Here is a 17,144-nt window from a genome sequence, read left to right as displayed (position 1 = left end):
TGCTGTTAAAGTAGTTTTACCGTGATCTACGTGTCCGATCGTACCAATATTTAAGTGTGGTTTCGAACGGTTAAAGGTTTCTTTTGCCATTTTACTTAGTTTTAATCTTTAATTATAATATATTAGTGTTCAAATTTTACTTTGTTGAGCCAACTACGGGAATTGAACCCGTGACCTCTTCCTTACCAAGGAAGCACTCTACCCCTGAGCTAAGTCGGCAGAATCCTTGATTTTATAGTTTAAATTTCAGATTAAAATCTAAAATTTCGACTTGTGGGGAGAGCAGGATTCGAACCTGCGAAGTTTACACAGCAGATTTACAGTCTGCCCTCGTTGGCCGCTTGAGTATCTCCCCATTTTATTGATTTTTTCAGTACTGTAAAAGAACAATTTCCAAACCCCTTGGAAATAATTTTTAGAGCCGGCGGAGGGACTCGAACCCACGACCTGCTGATTACAAATCAGCTGCTCTAGCCAACTGAGCTACGCTGGCGAAATCAATAAAAAAAGTCCGCTATTTCTAACGGACTGCAAATGTATGTATTTTATTCATTAATCAAAACTTTTTTTAGAAAAAATTCTCTAAATATGCGCTTTGACTTTTTCTTTCCTTTTCAATAACAATCTTTCTAGAGATTCTGAAGCTAATTCCACCCCTTCTTCGAATGTTTTGCATTGTTTTTTTACAATAAATTCATCTCCTGGAACTATAACTTTTACTTCAACCATTTTGTTTTCTTTATCACTGGTTTTTTCGACTTTTAGAAAGACATCATACGACACTATTTTGTCATAAAATTTTTCTAATTTAACAATTCTCTCTTCTACAAAATCTACTAGTTTTTTGTCAACATTAAAGTTAACTGCATGAACATTTACCTTCATAATTTTTAAATTTTGGTTAAACAATGTGAAGAATTATTTTTGATTTCTAGGATGCGCATTTTGGTAAACATTTTTAAGCTCAGCTAAACTTGAATTTGTGTAAACTTGGGTTGACGCAAGACTTGAGTGACCTAATAATTCTTTGATCGAATTCAAATCGGCTCCGTGATTAAGCATGTGAGTTGCAAATGTATGTCGAAGCATGTGCGGACTTTTTTTTACTTTCTCGGAGACATTACTAAAGTAATCATTAATTAATCGATACACAAATGTTTCGTTGCCTTTATTTCCATTTGAAAGTAAAAATAAATTATCGCCATCTACAATCAACGGAAGTTGTTTTCTTTCAACAAGATACACTTTTATCTGTTGTCTAATTATTGGCAATAACGGGATTATTCTTTCTTTATTTCGTTTACCAATAACTTTTATAGTTCCTGTGACTAAATCTGTATTTGATATTTGAAGCGAAATAAGTTCCGACCTACGGATTCCCGTAGTGTAAAACAAATCGATAATTAGTTTATCTCGCAGCCCTTCAAATCCTTCTTTATATTGTATTTGAGTTAATACTTTGTCGAGTTCTTCTTCCGAAAATGGAATTTGAATTTTTTTTTCTGTTTTGAGCGCTTTGTGTTTAGCTAGTGGATTTATTTCTATTTGTTTGGTTTTTAATAGAAATCTGTAAAACGCCTTGAGCGATGCTATTTTTCGGTTTACCGATGTATTACTCATTTCCCCATTGACCATCGAAACTACCCAGCTTCTTATTAAGGTATAAGAAACTTCTTCGAGTAGTGTATTATCGAAATCTTTTTCAAGGAATTTTTGAAAAAACTGTAAATCCTTACCATAAGCTAATGCTGTAAGTACAGAGTAGTTTTTTTCTTTGAGTAAATAATCTTGAAATTTTTGCTGGTTTGATTGCATAAAAAAAACGTTAGCATAAAAGTACGAAACTTCTATAACTAACGATTTATATTTTAGGAAAATCATTTACTAACTTTCTAAATTCTCTCTCATGTTTTGAACATAAGCAGCTTTTTGAACCATTGCTCTGTTTATAACAGATGGTTTAATGAAAGCTTGACGTTTTCTCAATTGTCTTACGACTCCTGTTTTGTCAAATTTTCTTTTATAGCGCTTTAATGCTCTATCGATATTTTCTCCGTCTTTAATTGGTATAATTAACATAATATAGACACCCCCTTTCTTTAGACTGCAAAAGTATATCTTTATTTTGAATTTTGAATTATAAATTTTGAATTATTTTATAAGTTTTAAAACAACTCTAAAAAAGTATCAAAAAAAAATCCAATTTAGTAATTTTATATTTCATAAGTACATGAAACAACATCTATTGCAATTCATATCGAAAAACAATCCAATCCTTTTATATTACACATGATGTAAAATGCTTATGGTTGAGAAATCTGAAAATTATGATTTCATTCCCGGACAAGCCACAGACGTTTCTATAAATCTTCCAGGTTGGGAAAAAAAGTACGTCCGTTTATTTTTACCGATTTAAGAGATCAGAAATATTTAGAATTTATGATTAAGATTTATCGTGATCATGATGAAGTCACCAATAAGATAGGAGGAATTAACGCACGCGGCGAATTGATCCTATATGATATTTTTGGCGCTATTCAGTTTAAAAATTCAGAGGTTTTCATTGCTACTGGAGCTGGCATCACCCCTTTTATAACTATATTTTGAGATGAGTACAAACAGAATAAATTATATAAAAACCGATTGATTTACACCAATAAAACGTCGAATGGCATCATTATGGGTATTGAATTACAAAAAATACACACAACCGATTACACCAAAGTATTTACCAGAAAAACCATTAATGGGTATATAGAAAAACAAATTGACCGCTATTTTCTAATTGAAAAATTTCGAATTTTGATAAGCATTTTTACGTTTGTGGCTCTACAAATTTTGTAACAAATATTTCAAAAAACCTATTGGAATTAGGCGTGACTTCAGACTCTTTAGTAGTTGAACAATATAAAAGCCAAGAACATAATATTCTTGGCTTTTATATAAAATTCGATTTGACTTCGCTCAGCGTGACAAAATTTTTATTTTACCGCCGGCTTATAATTTTGATTATCAATTATCATTTTCGATAATATTTCTTTAAGAATTTCTGAAGTTCCGCCGCCAATCGGGCCCAAACGACTGTCTCTTAACAAACGAGCTAATGGATATTCTTCCATATACCCATAACCTCCAAGCATTTGTAAGCAATCGTAAATAGCCAAGTCAGCAACTTTTGTAGATTTTAGTTTTGCCATCGTGGCTTCTTTTACCACATATTCTCCTTTGTCTAATCTAGCTACGGCTGCATAATTAAATATTTTACAATGTTCAACTTCTGTGGCATGTTCTACCATTGTATGTCTTAGAGCTTGAAATTTATTTATAGTAGTTCCGAATGCTTGGCGTTGCGACATATAATCTATTGTATAATCGATAGCGTATTCTGCTCTTGCATGTGCATTAACAGCCATAATTAATCGCTCCAAAGCAAAATGTTGCATGATATAAGGAAAACCTTTTCCTTCTTCACCCATTAAATTTTCTTCAGGAATTTCGACATTATCAAACGCTATTTCTGCAGTATCTGAAGCTCTCCAACCTAATTTATCTAATTTTGTTGCAGTTATTCCTTTTAGATTTGTATCTAACAAAAACATACTAATTCCCTTATTGCCAAGCTCTGGACTTGTTTTTGCGGCAACTACATAATAATCGGCATAAACCCCATTAGTTATAAATGTTTTAGATCCATTAATAACATATTTATTTCCTATTTTTACTGCTGTTGTTCTCATACCAGCAACATCACTACCACCAAAAGGTTCGGTAATACACATAGCTCCTATTTTTTCTCCAGAAATGCTTGTTACTAAATAATCTTGTTTAATTCGTTCGCTACCTTCCGCGTTTAAATGCGTCATTGCTAAATATGCATGTGCCCACATAGCCGCTGCGAAACCAGAAGATTTTATTTTTTGAAGTTCTTCTAAAAATACAACCGTATAAAACAAATCTAAATTTAAACCGCCATAAGATTCCGGGTACGCTATTCCGAAGAAACCCATTTCGCCAAATTTTTTCCAAATAAAGCGTTCTATTGTACCTGTTTTTTCCCATTTTTCAATGTGTGGCACCACTTCTTTTTGTAAAAAATCTTGCAAACTCTTTCTGAATAATTCGTGTTCTTCTGTAAAATATATTGAATTCATAATAACTAAGACTGTTAAAAAATATTATGCTTTTTTAGAATTTCAAATATAAGGCAATAATTTTAACTTTTTCAACAGGAAAACCCTTAATTTTTGTTAAATCATCAATATCCTTGATTCCGTTATTCATACTTCGAAAAGTTATAATTTCTTTGGCCAAAGCATATTTAAAATACGGGAATTTTGTTAATTCTTTAGAAGAAACGTTATTGATATCTATTTTATTAGTTGTTAAAGTTCCAGAAACTTTAAAATGAGAGTTTAATTGAATAATCACTTCAGGCGATAACCCCCAAATATCTTCCATTTGATCCATACTAACAAAGGAACCAAAAACTTCTTTTTGTTTCAAAATTCTATCGGAAATAGCTTCACCAATTCCGTAAATTTTCATCAAATCATCTTTTGTTGCATTATTGATATCTAAAATTACAATTTTCTCTTTTTTATCTAAATCTTTATAGTTTGAATTCCCATAAGATTCATTAATCTTTTTGTTTGTAATCCAATCCGGAAATTTGAAATATGGAGAAATTACAGCCAAGAGTGAATCAGAAATTTTAGTCACTTTTTGAAATTCTTGCGAAGAATTTACATATTTATTGGTTTTCCTGAAAGCTAACAATCTATCTATTTCTGCTACTTTCATTCCTAGTTTATAACCTTTGAAATCGTTAATAAAATTAGGATTAAAAGGATACATTTTATTCGTATCTTCATTAGAAATCGATTTCATAGAGTCTATTTCTGTTTGCATCGCCAACCAAAGTTCTTCATCTTTTGTTGCCGTTTTTTTAGTTGAAAAATCTACAAAAAAATATAGTAATTGCACAGTAATTATTAGCCCAACCAAAATAGCCAAACCTATTTTTTGTTCTTTATTAAAAATGAAATATTGTTTGAAATTCATATGTTATAAATCGAAAACTGAAGATCTTTTAGCTCGTATTAAATCCTTTAGTTTTATTAAAAATCCTAATGTTAGATAAACTCCAAACCACAACCCTGCTGTTACAAACGAAATATAAATAAAAAACAAGCGCACACTATTGGCTCGCATTCCCAGTTTATCTGCCAGTCGAGATGCAATATGAAAACCTTGTTTTTCGAAAAGATATTTTAGCTTTATAACGAATCTCATTATTTGCTTGTTCGGTTATTTGTTGATTTGGTTAATCGTTTAATCCTTTGTAAAACTACAAAAAAATCACAAACTAATTCTTCAAAAGCTCTAAGCCAACGACACATTGCAAACATTTGCTTTTGTTACAATATTCATTTTTCAACTGCAATAAAGATTGACTTTCGAATGCATTTTTTGATGTGATTCCTATTACTTTAAATTTATCAATAATTGTATTTTTTTCTGAAGTAATTTGTTCTAAAAACTGAATATTTTCTTCCGATGTTTCTTTTCCTAAACTTTTTTCGTAAGCAAATCGAAAAGGAATAATGGTGTTAATGATTAGCAAATCGATAAATGATTTGGATAATGATTTTGTCTTTTTAGGGCTTATCTTATCAAAGTTATAATGCGTTTGCCAATATTCTGAAACTGAAACTCCAAATATTTCATAAAGCTCTACGATGTTTTTCGCACTAATTATTTTCGAAAATAAATTTTGATGTGTGTGATATAAATTTGCCAATTGTGACAATCGTATTGTAGGAAAATTATCTGGTCGATGCTTAAAGAACTGAACAGATTCTATAAAAACATTTTCTAGTTGGTATTTATTTTGAATGTATTCCCAACGTTGTTTTAAGTCTTTAAAACAATTATCTTCTTTGTCTGATTCTAATAAATTCGCTCGGCCAAACAAAATTGCTTCTAGATTTTCGACTTCAAAAGCTTCCTTACGAATGACAAAAAATGGAATTGATTGGGCTATTTTAAAAAATGATTCACCATTAGTATTCAGACCAAAACTCTTTACCAAAAAACAGAAAAAAGTAGCTTCCCAATCGTTTTTATTTTGTAAAAGTAAAGTTTCAATTGGGTTTGATTTTCTTTCTAAACGTTCAAAAAACAAGCGTTCTTGCCAGTTTTTAAATACAAAATCTGGAATGGTTTTTATTTCATTTTCACAATAAATCCATGATTTTGTTGCTTTTAGTTTTTCGTATAGGTGAATTAATACTGGAGAAACCTGCTTTTTGAGTTCGAGAACTGGAATTTCGGAGTTATCTTTTCTGAAAATTGCCGCATCATTTTCCCAAACTACATGCAAAATTACCGAATCATAATTTTCATCTCGCTCGTGATTGTGCACATACCAATCGGAAGATTTAACATGAATTTCGATATTTCCTGCCCATTTTTGATTATCGATTTCTATTTGTGCGTTAAAAAAATCTGGCCCTGCGAGTTCTGTAAAATTTCCAACGTTAAATATTGATAAATTTTCCCCCGAAGTAGTTTTTAAATTGGTAAAATCAAACTTCTTGTATTGCCAGACATAGTGGAGAAAATCTTCTTTCATTGTAATTATATTATAGGCTTCAAAATGAAAAACTAAAGTAATGAAAAAATACTAATCTCACTAATTTATAAAAACTGGTTTTTTTGTGCAAATCAATAGATTTAGAAAAAAAAACCTGACTGGTTTAGAAAACCTGTCAGGTATATTTTGAAATAACTATATTTTGATAACTATTATATAGATCCTATAATATCATATTTTGTAATAATATGGTGGTTTCCGTTTCCTAAATCGACTAAAACGGCTTGGTTTTCTTTGGTAAACAATTTAGAAACTTCTTCGATAGCTGTCCCTGTTTTTACAATAGGATATGGTTTTCCCATTATTTCACGAATAGGTTTATCGGCAATATTCTTGTCTTCTACATAGCTTCTAAACAAATCTGATTCATCTACAGAACCTACAAAACCTGTAATATCTATGACTGGAATTTGTGATATTTTGTATTTACGCATACGCTCGATTGCGTGTGAAACCAATTCTTCTGTACGAACAATAACTAATGGTTTGTCTATATGATCCTTGATAATATCTTCTGCTTTTGTAATTTCTTCGTCTAGAAAACCACGTTCACGCATCCAATCATCATTAAACATTTTTCCTATATAACGACTTCCTGAATCGTGAAACAATACCACAACAACATCTTCTGGCTTAAAATGTTCTTTAAGCTGCAACAATCCTTTTATCGCTGAACCTGCTGAATTTCCTACAAATATACCTTCTTCTAAAGCAATTTTGCGTGTATAGACTGCTGCATCTTTGTCGGTAACTTTTGTAAAACCATCAATGATATCGAAATCTACATTTTTAGGTAAAATATCTTCTCCAATTCCTTCAGTTATATAAGAATAAATCTCGTTTTCGTCGAAAATACCTGTTTCGTGGTACTTTTTGAATACAGAACCGTAAGTATCTACACCCCAGATTTTTATATTTGGATTTTTTTCTTTCAAATATTTCCCTACGCCAGAGATTGTTCCTCCAGTTCCTACTCCAACAACAAAATGAGTAATTTTTCCGTCCGTTTGTTCCCAAATTTCTGGTCCAGTTTGCTCGTAATGCGCAATTGAATTACTCGGATTATCGTATTGGTTTACGTACCAAGAATTTGGAGTTTCTTCTCCTAATTTTTTTGAAACTGAATAGTATGAACGTGGATCAGTTGGTTCTACATCAGTTGGGCAAACGACAACTTTTGCCCCTACAGCACGAAGTATGTCGCATTTTTCTTTAGATTGTTTGTCTGATATTACACAAATTAGTTTGTAACCTTTTACAATTGCAACAAGTGCCAATCCCATTCCAGTATTCCCTGAAGTTCCTTCGACTATAGTTCCTCCTGGTTTTAGACGACCATCAGCTTCAGCATCCTCTATCATTTTTATAGCCATGCGGTCTTTGACAGAATTCCCTGGATTGAAAGTTTCTACTTTTGCAAGTACTAACGCATTTACGTCTTTTGTGATTTTATTTAATCTTACTAACGGTGTATTTCCGATAGTTCCTAATATGTTTTCTGAATATTTCATTGTTGTTTTGATTTTGGATTTTGATTTTAAAAATCAGTACCTATACATTTAAGATGCAAAGATACATATTAGAATTTTAATTGTGAAATGGAATGTTATTTGAGTGAGATTTGCTTCGCGGGTTCGCTATCGCTCGGGAGAAATTAAAAGAGGACAAGGTATTCTGGTTTCCGCGTGAGGGATAGCAGTGGAAATCCTCTCTCGTCTTTTGGGACGAGAGAGATTGTAACGGATAGCCCGACTTAAGGAGGAACGACGAAAGTCACGCCCACACGAGCGATAGCGAACTGACGCAGTAAATTTTGAAACTTTTTATTTTATTGAAAAAATGTCCAAACCAATCCAAAACGAATTATGAAATCTTTGTAAGGATAATTGGGTGCAGCGTAATAATTCCTTCCTGTAAAACTTGAATTTAAATGCTCGGCTTTTAAGAAAATTCTTGCTTGACGCACTCGGGCATTAATGAAGAAATCGACTAATGGAAAATCGCCAATTTTTGTCTTTTCTTGCACGTAAAATTCACCTAGTAATGGATTGTAATCGTTAGCGTAGTATTTTGTAAAGACTTGAAATGTAAATCCTGTTTGTAAATACATTGCTTTTTTAAACACGTAATCGGAAAAATATAAGGTGTTTCTTGTGAGTAATTTGGGCACATTTAGTATATTCTCATTTTGCGTAACCTGCTGAAACAAAATAGCATTATCCAGAGATAATTTTCTAAATTTTATCTCTTTACTAACTTTAACCGATAAATAATTTATTGCTTTATCATATTGTTTTGGCGTTGAAATAACAATAGCATCTGATGTATCATCATCACTAAAATACAAATAATCATCTAATCTGGTGAGTTGTGCTTCGGCAGAAAGCCATTGTGTATTGGCTTTTAGCTTAATGGTGTTTATTTTTTCGTTTTTGAAATTATTATACCAATTGTAACTCACAAAACTACTCTGAAATAAAGTATAGTTTAAATCCGGCACTTTACTTTGATTTAAATATTGAACTGAAAAATTATTTTTTTCATTCCATTTATACTGAGCCGAAATATCTAAAGTAGAAAATGTTTGTTTTGAAATTGATTTAGAAAATAAGGCTTCTCCTTTTAGTTTGTTATTTGAATACGAATATTTTCCGCCAACGGCATTGAGTTTGTCATTGTTTAGATTTGGTATTGAAACCAGATTGTTAGAAATCACAACCCTCTTATACAAATAATTATATTGATAATTTTCTAGAAAAAAATGAATATCTCCTAATGTATTATTCGAAAAACTAGCGCCGATTTTGTTATAGGCAATGTTATTTTTCGTAACATCAAAATAATTAGAAAACACATATGCATTTCCGAATCTTTCAATTGAAGATTTAGAGCTAAATTCGAAAATTTTAGTTTCGTAACTAAACTGATGGTATATAGAGATATTGTTATCGCTATCTTTAGAATTTATTCTAAAAGAATGGTCTAGAAAATATCTTTTGCCCTGTAGTAGTGATTTAGCATTTTCAAAATAGACTTCTAATCGAGAACGTTGTGTAAACTGAGAATTGCCAGATTCGAAATCTGAAAGATTAGAAACACCTCCGTTTTCGCCATTCAACGCATCTTGACTGGTATAATGAAAATTAGCCAAATACCTCTTGCTTTTTGAAAAATAACTGGTTGTAAACCTAAAATTTCCGGAACTAGACAAAGAATTTATATATTTTCCTAAGGAACGTAGTCCTTTATAAGCGATAGAAAAATTGAGTTGCTCCGAAGTATTTAAGGTAATAAATGCATCGACAGATTGTCCTTGTTCTAAAGTAGTCTTAAAATACAGCTCAGTAATTGGTGTAGCAACTGAATAGTAATTAATATCTTTTGCTTTTGCGTAATTGAAATGTTTGGCTTTAAACCCAAATTCTGGTAAAGTAGTAGGATTATTTAAACCAAAATCTAAAGTATTATAGGTTTGACCATCATTTGCAAATGGCAGTAGTCCAAAATTATCTTTACGCAAGTGATTAAATTTATACTCTTTATGTATTGTTAACGAAGTATCCACATAAGTTGTGTCCTTTTGCAAAGTCACAATACGATACATATTTATAGATGCTTTAGGATTTTCTTTAGGTTTGTCACGCAAAGATTTTTTTATAGTATCATTTTTGCTTATCGACAACTCATCATCTACTTGAGCAAAAGTGCTCATAGTAAAAATGAATAATAAGAATGTAAGAAAGTGCTTCATATAATAAATTGTGTAGCAAAAATACACAATTATTATACATAAAAAAAGCCCACCAATTGGTGGGCTTTTAAATATTCAAAGAAAATTATTTATTTCTTTTTATGTGCCAAATATTTAGCACTAACTTTTTTAGCAGTCTTACCAGAAGCAATCACACCATTTACGTCTTGAATAGTAAATGAACGATAACCACTAACATTAGTACTAATCATAACATCGAATAAAACAGTCTCAGTTCCAGCAGCAGTAGCTGAAGTCCAGATACCACTAGATTGAGCATAAGTTGCTTTAGTTATAGCACCACCTCTTAAATATTCTGTTGAAATTGGAATTTCAAATTCAGGAGATCCAACTAGTGGGAACGATAAAAATGCTAAATCTAAATCTGCATTAGTATATAATGAAGATCTAACTTGGTATACACCATCTGCATAATTATCTATGTCTATAATCATGTGTTCCTCACAAGCTATTGTTGCAGCAGAATAGTTAGCTGTATCAACATTTGAAGCATTATAAAGAAGATAATCTACATCATATATGTCACCAGACAAAGAGCTAGTAAGATTACATAATGTATTACTATACCCACCATCTCCGTAAAAAGTTTTATCAAACTTAAAAACCAAATCTAACTTGTCAGAAATAGAGTTTTGAATTATTACATTAGCTGTTGCAGGTGCAAATTTAGCATTAGCAGTGGTTTCCCCACCAACTTGTAAAACAAGATTTTCAGTACCCTCAACAGTTAGATCGTTTAAAATCTTAAAAGATGCAGTTGCTGAAGTAGCGTATGCAGGAATTTCAATTTCCGAAGGGAAAGTAAAATCTTGACCTGCAGTTGCTGTTCCTCCAATTTGAGCAAGCTTAACGTGCACAGAAACAACTTGTGGCTTATCGATAGAAACTGTTATGTTAAAAACATTTTGATTAACCTCTTGAACAGTTTGTGTTCCTGTAAATGAAAACGCAACAGTACCAGTTACATCACTGGCAGCAACTACTTTAGACTTACCAGTATTATCATCATCATTATTACACCCAACAAACAAAGTAGCTAGTGATAATAATGACAACAAACTTATTTTTTTAATATTCTTCATATTTTAAAATTTTAAAATTATAATTTCTCTAGAACTTGATAAACTTGACGAATACCAGGAGCCCCTCCTCCAGGGTTATGGTAACCAACAGTCATGACTAATCGGTCTTTACCATTTACATTATCTAAAATAACCTTATTAGTATTACCACAATTAAATTGAGGTAAGAAAGGATAACCAGGAGCTTCTCCACCACAAGTGATGATAGGTAAACCATTAGCTGTATTAGAAGTAGCACCATCTGGCTCTAGAGCTGGATAAGAAATTACATTAGCGACAACTTTAAAGTACCAAGTATTATCATCAGCAGCAGGTCCAAATTGACCAAATCTCTCTACCACTCTATAAGTTGTAGCATTAACAGATTCAATTACTGTTTTAGCTGGCCAGTTAATTGTTGTAGCAAACACATTCGAATTTCTCATGTATAATCCTTCAACACATTTGTACTCACCTGCTAAACGAGTTCCAACTGCAACTTTGGTAGTTGCGATATTTGCGTGATCACCACTAGGTGTTTTAGCTACATATCTTAATTTCCAAGCATCACCAATATTTAGAGTAGTATCATCACTACTTAACGGAACACCTGCAACAGTTAAACCACTAATAAGTTCATTATATGTAATCTTAAACGTTACAACTTCACGTTGCTCTGTTGGAGATAAAGTAACTGTTTTTAACAAAACCTCATTAGATTTTACTCCAGCAATGTTTGTAAAACTTTTGTAAACATCAACCGAAGTTGCTCTAACTTCACCTTGACTTATTGTAAAAGTCGCAGGATATTCAAAAGTGTTACCATTACCTACAGTATATCCAACCAAAGGTGAATTTACTGCCAATAATCCAGCTGTGTTCTCATTACCAGTCAATTCATTAGTACTATCGGTACAAGAAAATAACATTCCCAAACCAAATACCGCTAATGCGATTATCGATAAATTTTTATTTGTTTTCATAATTTTTTATTTTAAATAATTAATAAATTATAGCATCCACCAAACTTTCGATGTAAGCTCATTTCCACCTGGAATAGAAGAAACAGCAGCTGCGAAATTTACTTGATTAGTTGTTTCCGAAACTGTAGAATAAAACAGTCTTGAAGGTATAGAAGGAACACCTGGATCTAATACAGGACTTAAAGCAGGATACTTTGTTCTTCTCCATTCTGTCCAAGCTTCAAAACCTTGACAATATAATGCCAACCACATTTGGTTACCAATTATCGGACTACCAGTTGCTGCATCAGTATAATTTAACGTTGGATTAGTTAAATAAGTATTAGCATCAGTTACAGATAAACCATTAAATTCGAAATTAGCAGTAACACCTTTTTTGAAATAAGTTTGAGATGAAACAAGACCACCAGATATTTTTCCTTCAACTGCAGCTTCTGCTAAATATAATTGAACTTGTGCATAAGATAAAAGAACTCCTGGGAATACTTCATTTCTATAAAAACTTCCCAATCCAGATTTTCCAGAAAAATCAGCAGATTCGTCACCTGGAACATTCCCTACAAAACTTCCTCCAGCAATTGGAGCTGCAAATACTGCTAATCTTGGATCTGAAAGTGCATTTAAAGAAGCTACTAATACCGAGCTCACTTTATACTCTTCTCTTCCTACTAAACCAACAAATGTAACGTTTTGAGCACCAGATGCAGCAATATTTGTAACATTTGCGCTATCCGCATTAGAAGTCATTAAATTTCCAGAACTTACTAATGCTTGCAATTCTGCATTTACATTTCTTTTGTCAGAAATTCTCATCAAAGCTTTCAATTTCAATGAATTTGCGAATTTTCTCCATTTAGCAACATTTCCACTAAATATAATATCCCCCGCAGCTGAAACTTCTCCACTTCCGCTTGCAAGCAAAGCATCAGCTTTGGTTAGCATTGCAAGAACTCCATCATAAACTTGTTCTTGAGAATCAAATTTAGGTTTCAAATTCCCTTTAACACCCGCTTCTGAAAAAGGAACAGGTCCGAATAAATCCGTAAGCATTTGAAATGCATTAGCTTGAATAATTAAAGAAACACCTTGAAGATTAGTATTACCTTCTTTTACAGCTAAAGTTTCCATTAATTTTGCATCAAAAATAACGCCTGTGTATAGTGTAGACCATACACCATCTATCGCACCACGTCTAGGTATATAACGCTCTTCGTCGTTATATTGCACTTTAGACCAATGTTGTGCCCAGCAAATACCCATATCTCCACCTTGCTGTATATTATATAAAGCACCTTGTGTTTGACGGATAGTATTTCCTAATAATAAATTAGCAGGAACCTCCGCAGGTCTGTTTGGATCTATGTTTATTTCTTCAAAACCTTGATCACAACTTGTAACAAACATTGTTGCTACTATTGCAAATAAAAATATTGATATTTTTTTCATCTTATTCTATTTTAAAATTAAAATTTAAGGCTTACATTAAACCCGATTGATCTTGCAGAAGGAAGCTGACCAAATTCTTGACCTTGCTCACCATTTGCTGAACTGAAACCTGTTTCAGGATCGATGTGTGGTGCTTTTTTGTATAAAATAGCCAAGTTACGACCTACTACTGATAATTTTAAATTATCTATGGATGTTCCTTTCAAGAATTTTTTAGGAATTGAATATCCTAAATTCATTTGTCTTAATTTTACAAAAGTAGCATCAAAAATAGCACTAGATTCGATGTTATTACCAAAAGCAGCTTTATTAAAAGATTCAGCTCTAACAACTACGTTATTAGTAACATAACCTCCAGCACCATCACTCATAACACCATTTCCTACGATACCACCTTCACGACCTATTAAAGTTTCTTCTAAAACTCCAGAATATCTACCCCAAGCATAAGACATTGAGTGTACATCTCCTCCTACTTTAGTATCAATTAAAGTTGCAAATTCTATGTTTTTGTACTTAATTGTAAAATTAGCACCACCTGTCCAGTCTGGAGCAATATCTCCCAATACTTTTTGAGCATTGTCTATTTGTGGAATACCATTTACATAAATAACTTGACCACTTGAATCTCTTTGGAAATCTTTACCTACCAAAACACCATAAGGCATACCTGGTCTTGCTTGTAAAGTAAGTCCCCATTGACCTCCTAATGTAACAGCATCTAAACCACCCAAATCATTAACAGTATTTTTGTTTTGAGCAAAATTTAAATCAACATTGAAAGAGAAATTTTCTGATTTTAAAGCCGTAATTCCTAATTCTAATTCATATCCTTTGTTAGTCATACTCGCAGCATTTTGCCATGAGAAATTAAATCCTGACGCAGGCTCAACACTTGTTGCTAACAACAAATCCTCACTTTTTTGATTATAGTAAGTTGCACCAAATCTTAATCTATCATTGAAAGCTTTCAAATCTAAACCAAATTCAGTACCTGTATTAGATTCTGGTTGCAATCCGTTATTAAATTCCGTTCCAGAAATTAATGCGAAATTTCCTTGAGGTGTTGGATTTAAATTCACAACATCATTAATATTGTATTCAGCCAACGCTCCAGTACTTCCAACTTTAGACCATCCTCCTCTTAATTTAAATAAATCTAAACCAAAACTCTTCGTATCGAAGATATCTGACAACACAAGAGATCCAGAAACAGAAGGATAAAAGAATGAATTATTACCTTTTGCTAGTAAACTAGACCAGTCATTTCTAGCTGTAAAATCTAAGAAAAACCAAGTTTTATAAGACAATTGACCATAACCAAGAACAGAATTGATTTTTTGTTCTCTGTAATTGTTTGAATAAACCGGAACAGTACCTGTTCTTACATTTGATAAATTGTAAACACCTGGAACCTCTAATTCTCTAGCTTCTCCATATAAAGAAGTTCTAATTCTACTCATTTTATTTGCTCCAGCATTTAAACTAAAACCAATGTTTTCTGATAATTTGGCAGCATAATTAAACATTATGTCTCCATTGATCTCAGAATATCTTCCTTGCAAATTTGTATATGAACCATTAGCTGCTGTTGTAGCACCACCAATTGAAGTATTAGCTGATCCAAAAGCTTGTCTTGTAGTTTCCAACTGAGAATAAGTATCCGTAGAAACCCCTCCTGTAACAGTAAACTTTTCAGACATTTTATATGCCACACTAAATTTACCGTTTACACGATCTCTATCATAAGTATTCTTGTTGTTTTCTAAAACCCAGTAAGGATTGTTTTGATAAGCTGTATTCCAACCTAACGGAGATCCAGCACCAGGTCCAGCTGTAGCTAATGGGAAATTTCTCCAATCTTTTAAATCAGAAAAGTTAACTTGTCTTGCAGACCAAATAAATTGTTGCATTGCATTTTCACCACTATAACCTACCGTTGGCAAATTGTTACTTTTATCTTTAAAGTAATTTACACTAACGTTTGCAGTTATACTTTTTCCTAAATTCAAACCTCCAGCTGCCGAAACATTAAATTTCTTAAAATCTGTGAATGGAACCATTCCTTTTTCGTCAGAATTTCCGAAAGAGAATCTAAAATTAGAATTTTCTCCACCACCAGACAATGAAACACTGTTTGATTGAGAAATTCCTGTTTCAAAAAAATCTTTAACGTTATCTGGGTGAGATACCCATGGAGAAGGCTTACCTCCGTATTTAAACGAATCCCATTGAACAAAAGACAATCCTGCATCTAATGGCAATCCCCAACTTTCATCAGTACCATCTACAGTAGTTCCTCCTGATCCATCAGTAAATTCAAAATAATTATCTCCAGGACGACCAGATTGTCCGTAAGAATTTTGGTAACTTGGTAAAACTAAAGGATTAGAAAAAGTTATATTTGAATTAATAGAAACTCCTAAAGCCTGATTTTTTTTACCTTTTTTTGTAGTAATTACAATTACACCCTGAGCTGCTCTAATACCATATAATGCAGCAGCATTAGGTCCTTTAAGAACAGTTATAGACTCAATGTCGTCAGGATTAATAGAAGCAACACCATTTGGTAAATCTCTACCACCACCTGAACCAGCTTGAGCTGAACCAGCGTTTCCAACTGCAAAACCTGATGTTGAGTTATCGAAAGGAACCCCATCAACAACAAATAAAGCATTATTATTACCTGTAATAGTTGAGTTACCTCTTAATACAACTCTAGAAGAAGAACCAACAGACCCAGAAGAACTTGTTACATTCACACCCGCAGCTTTACCAGCCAAAGCGTTTACTAAATTCGATTCTCTTGCTTCAGTAAACGACTCCCCTTTTAGTGTTGTCGCTGCATATGTAACAGCTTTAGTCGATTTTTTCTGACCCAAAGCCACGATAACAACTTCACCTAATGTCTTAGTATTGTCTTGCATCTTAACATTAATAATTCCAGAAGCATCGACTGTTCTTAAAACATCATTCATACCCATGAATGAAAAAACAAGTACTTCACCTTCGCTTGCCTTGATAGAAAACGCTCCATCAAAACCTGATGATACACCACGTTGAGTACCTTTTACTACAACATTTACACCTGGCATTGGACCACTTGCATCAGTCACAACACCTTTTACAGTTTTCTCTTGTGCAAAAGAAAGCTGCATAGTCAACGCTACTAATAGCGTAAAAATCCATTTGAACTTTGATCTCATATTATTTTTATTTGAGTTAGT

At 32.5% G+C, this 17,144-nt stretch carries 15 protein-coding genes and 3 tRNA genes; 1 reads left to right on the top strand and 17 read right to left on the bottom strand.

Annotated elements, in window-relative coordinates; all coding sequences use genetic code 11:
- The 7 genes from ACH2BP_RS02370 to rpsU form a co-directional block, all read right to left on the bottom strand.
- Positions 1–90, bottom strand: a 90-nt coding sequence (locus ACH2BP_RS02370; RefSeq protein WP_395056641.1) for a GTP-binding protein, incomplete at its 3' end; no start/stop codon positions are given.
- 57 nt (positions 91–147) lie between these two features.
- Positions 148–219: transfer RNA gene (locus ACH2BP_RS02365), tRNA-Thr, on the bottom strand.
- 55 nt (positions 220–274) lie between these two features.
- Positions 275–355 (bottom strand) — tRNA-Tyr (locus ACH2BP_RS02360).
- Between the two features lie 64 nt (positions 356–419).
- Positions 420–493: transfer RNA gene (locus ACH2BP_RS02355), tRNA-Thr, on the bottom strand.
- Between the two features lie 89 nt (positions 494–582).
- On the bottom strand, positions 583–885 hold the full coding sequence (hpf, locus tag ACH2BP_RS02350; RefSeq protein WP_395046746.1) for a ribosome hibernation-promoting factor, HPF/YfiA family: 303 nt from the start codon (positions 883–885) through the stop codon (positions 583–585).
- A gap of 33 nt (positions 886–918) precedes the next feature.
- A complete protein-coding gene (locus ACH2BP_RS02345; RefSeq protein WP_395056639.1) occupies positions 919–1,815 on the bottom strand; it encodes a tyrosine-type recombinase/integrase in 897 nt (298 codons plus the stop codon).
- 69 nt (positions 1,816–1,884) lie between these two features.
- The gene (rpsU, locus tag ACH2BP_RS02340; RefSeq protein WP_091473327.1) at positions 1,885–2,079 is read right to left on the bottom strand and encodes a 30S ribosomal protein S21; all 195 of its coding nucleotides are present in this window, start codon (positions 2,077–2,079) and stop codon (positions 1,885–1,887) included.
- Between the two features lie 297 nt (positions 2,080–2,376).
- On the opposite strand from rpsU, the gene ACH2BP_RS02335 reads away from it, so the two are divergent.
- Positions 2,377–2,607, top strand: coding sequence for a hypothetical protein (locus tag ACH2BP_RS02335; protein WP_395056637.1), 231 nt, complete (start codon positions 2,377–2,379; stop codon positions 2,605–2,607).
- 374 nt (positions 2,608–2,981) lie between these two features.
- Here ACH2BP_RS02335 and ACH2BP_RS02330 read toward each other — a convergent pair whose 3' ends face one another.
- The 10 genes from ACH2BP_RS02330 to ACH2BP_RS02285 form a co-directional block, all read right to left on the bottom strand.
- The gene (locus ACH2BP_RS02330; protein WP_395056635.1) at positions 2,982–4,151 is read right to left on the bottom strand and encodes an acyl-CoA dehydrogenase family protein; all 1,170 of its coding nucleotides are present in this window, start codon (positions 4,149–4,151) and stop codon (positions 2,982–2,984) included.
- A gap of 34 nt (positions 4,152–4,185) precedes the next feature.
- On the bottom strand, positions 4,186–5,061 hold the full coding sequence (locus ACH2BP_RS02325; protein WP_395056633.1) for a helix-hairpin-helix domain-containing protein: 876 nt from the start codon (positions 5,059–5,061) through the stop codon (positions 4,186–4,188).
- Positions 5,062–5,064: 3 nt separating this feature from the next.
- The gene (locus tag ACH2BP_RS02320) at positions 5,065–5,292 is read right to left on the bottom strand and encodes a PspC domain-containing protein (protein WP_395056631.1); all 228 of its coding nucleotides are present in this window, start codon (positions 5,290–5,292) and stop codon (positions 5,065–5,067) included.
- A 73-nt stretch (positions 5,293–5,365) separates the two neighbouring features.
- The gene (locus ACH2BP_RS02315; RefSeq protein WP_395056629.1) at positions 5,366–6,634 is read right to left on the bottom strand and encodes a DUF2851 family protein; all 1,269 of its coding nucleotides are present in this window, start codon (positions 6,632–6,634) and stop codon (positions 5,366–5,368) included.
- Positions 6,635–6,807: 173 nt separating this feature from the next.
- Positions 6,808–8,166, bottom strand: coding sequence for a pyridoxal-phosphate dependent enzyme (locus ACH2BP_RS02310; protein WP_395056627.1), 1,359 nt, complete (start codon positions 8,164–8,166; stop codon positions 6,808–6,810).
- Positions 8,167–8,483: 317 nt separating this feature from the next.
- Positions 8,484–10,406, bottom strand: a complete 1,923-nt coding sequence (locus ACH2BP_RS02305; RefSeq protein ID WP_395056625.1) for a putative porin — start codon at positions 10,404–10,406, stop codon at positions 8,484–8,486.
- Between the two features lie 89 nt (positions 10,407–10,495).
- Positions 10,496–11,509, bottom strand: a complete 1,014-nt coding sequence (locus tag ACH2BP_RS02300) for a hypothetical protein (protein WP_395056623.1) — start codon at positions 11,507–11,509, stop codon at positions 10,496–10,498.
- Between the two features lie 17 nt (positions 11,510–11,526).
- Positions 11,527–12,471, bottom strand: a complete 945-nt coding sequence (locus tag ACH2BP_RS02295) for a hypothetical protein (protein ID WP_395056621.1) — start codon at positions 12,469–12,471, stop codon at positions 11,527–11,529.
- A 27-nt stretch (positions 12,472–12,498) separates the two neighbouring features.
- Positions 12,499–13,917: a SusD/RagB family nutrient-binding outer membrane lipoprotein gene (locus ACH2BP_RS02290; protein ID WP_395056619.1), complete on the bottom strand. Its 1,419-nt coding sequence runs from the start codon at positions 13,915–13,917 to the stop codon at positions 12,499–12,501.
- 17 nt (positions 13,918–13,934) lie between these two features.
- Positions 13,935–17,123, bottom strand: a complete 3,189-nt coding sequence (locus ACH2BP_RS02285) for a SusC/RagA family TonB-linked outer membrane protein (RefSeq protein WP_395056617.1) — start codon at positions 17,121–17,123, stop codon at positions 13,935–13,937.
- Positions 17,124–17,144: the final 21 nt, after the last annotated feature.

The sequence above is a fragment of the Flavobacterium sp. genome (assembly GCF_043756175.1).
Classification (GTDB): Bacteria; Bacteroidota; Bacteroidia; order Flavobacteriales; family Flavobacteriaceae; genus Flavobacterium.
The sequence above is the reverse complement of the archived record's forward strand: the minus strand, read 5'-3'. Positions and strand labels throughout refer to the sequence as shown.

Coding starts and splice junctions, on each gene's coding strand:
- ACH2BP_RS02300 (WP_395056623.1), bottom strand. CDS start 11,509: ATGAAGAATATTAAAAAAATAAGTTTGTTGTCATTATTATCACTAGCT.
- ACH2BP_RS02330 (WP_395056635.1), bottom strand. CDS start 4,151: ATGAATTCAATATATTTTACAGAAGAACACGAATTATTCAGAAAGAGT.
- ACH2BP_RS02295 (WP_395056621.1), bottom strand. CDS start 12,471: ATGAAAACAAATAAAAATTTATCGATAATCGCATTAGCGGTATTTGGT.
- ACH2BP_RS02290 (WP_395056619.1), bottom strand. CDS start 13,917: ATGAAAAAAATATCAATATTTTTATTTGCAATAGTAGCAACAATGTTT.
- ACH2BP_RS02305 (WP_395056625.1), bottom strand. CDS start 10,406: ATGAAGCACTTTCTTACATTCTTATTATTCATTTTTACTATGAGCACT.
- ACH2BP_RS02320 (WP_395056631.1), bottom strand. CDS start 5,292: ATGAGATTCGTTATAAAGCTAAAATATCTTTTCGAAAAACAAGGTTTT.
- ACH2BP_RS02325 (WP_395056633.1), bottom strand. CDS start 5,061: ATGAATTTCAAACAATATTTCATTTTTAATAAAGAACAAAAAATAGGT.
- rpsU (WP_091473327.1), bottom strand. CDS start 2,079: ATGTTAATTATACCAATTAAAGACGGAGAAAATATCGATAGAGCATTA.
- hpf (WP_395046746.1), bottom strand. CDS start 885: ATGAAGGTAAATGTTCATGCAGTTAACTTTAATGTTGACAAAAAACTA.
- ACH2BP_RS02285 (WP_395056617.1), bottom strand. CDS start 17,123: ATGAGATCAAAGTTCAAATGGATTTTTACGCTATTAGTAGCGTTGACT.
- ACH2BP_RS02310 (WP_395056627.1), bottom strand. CDS start 8,166: ATGAAATATTCAGAAAACATATTAGGAACTATCGGAAATACACCGTTA.
- ACH2BP_RS02345 (WP_395056639.1), bottom strand. CDS start 1,815: ATGCAATCAAACCAGCAAAAATTTCAAGATTATTTACTCAAAGAAAAA.
- ACH2BP_RS02315 (WP_395056629.1), bottom strand. CDS start 6,634: ATGAAAGAAGATTTTCTCCACTATGTCTGGCAATACAAGAAGTTTGAT.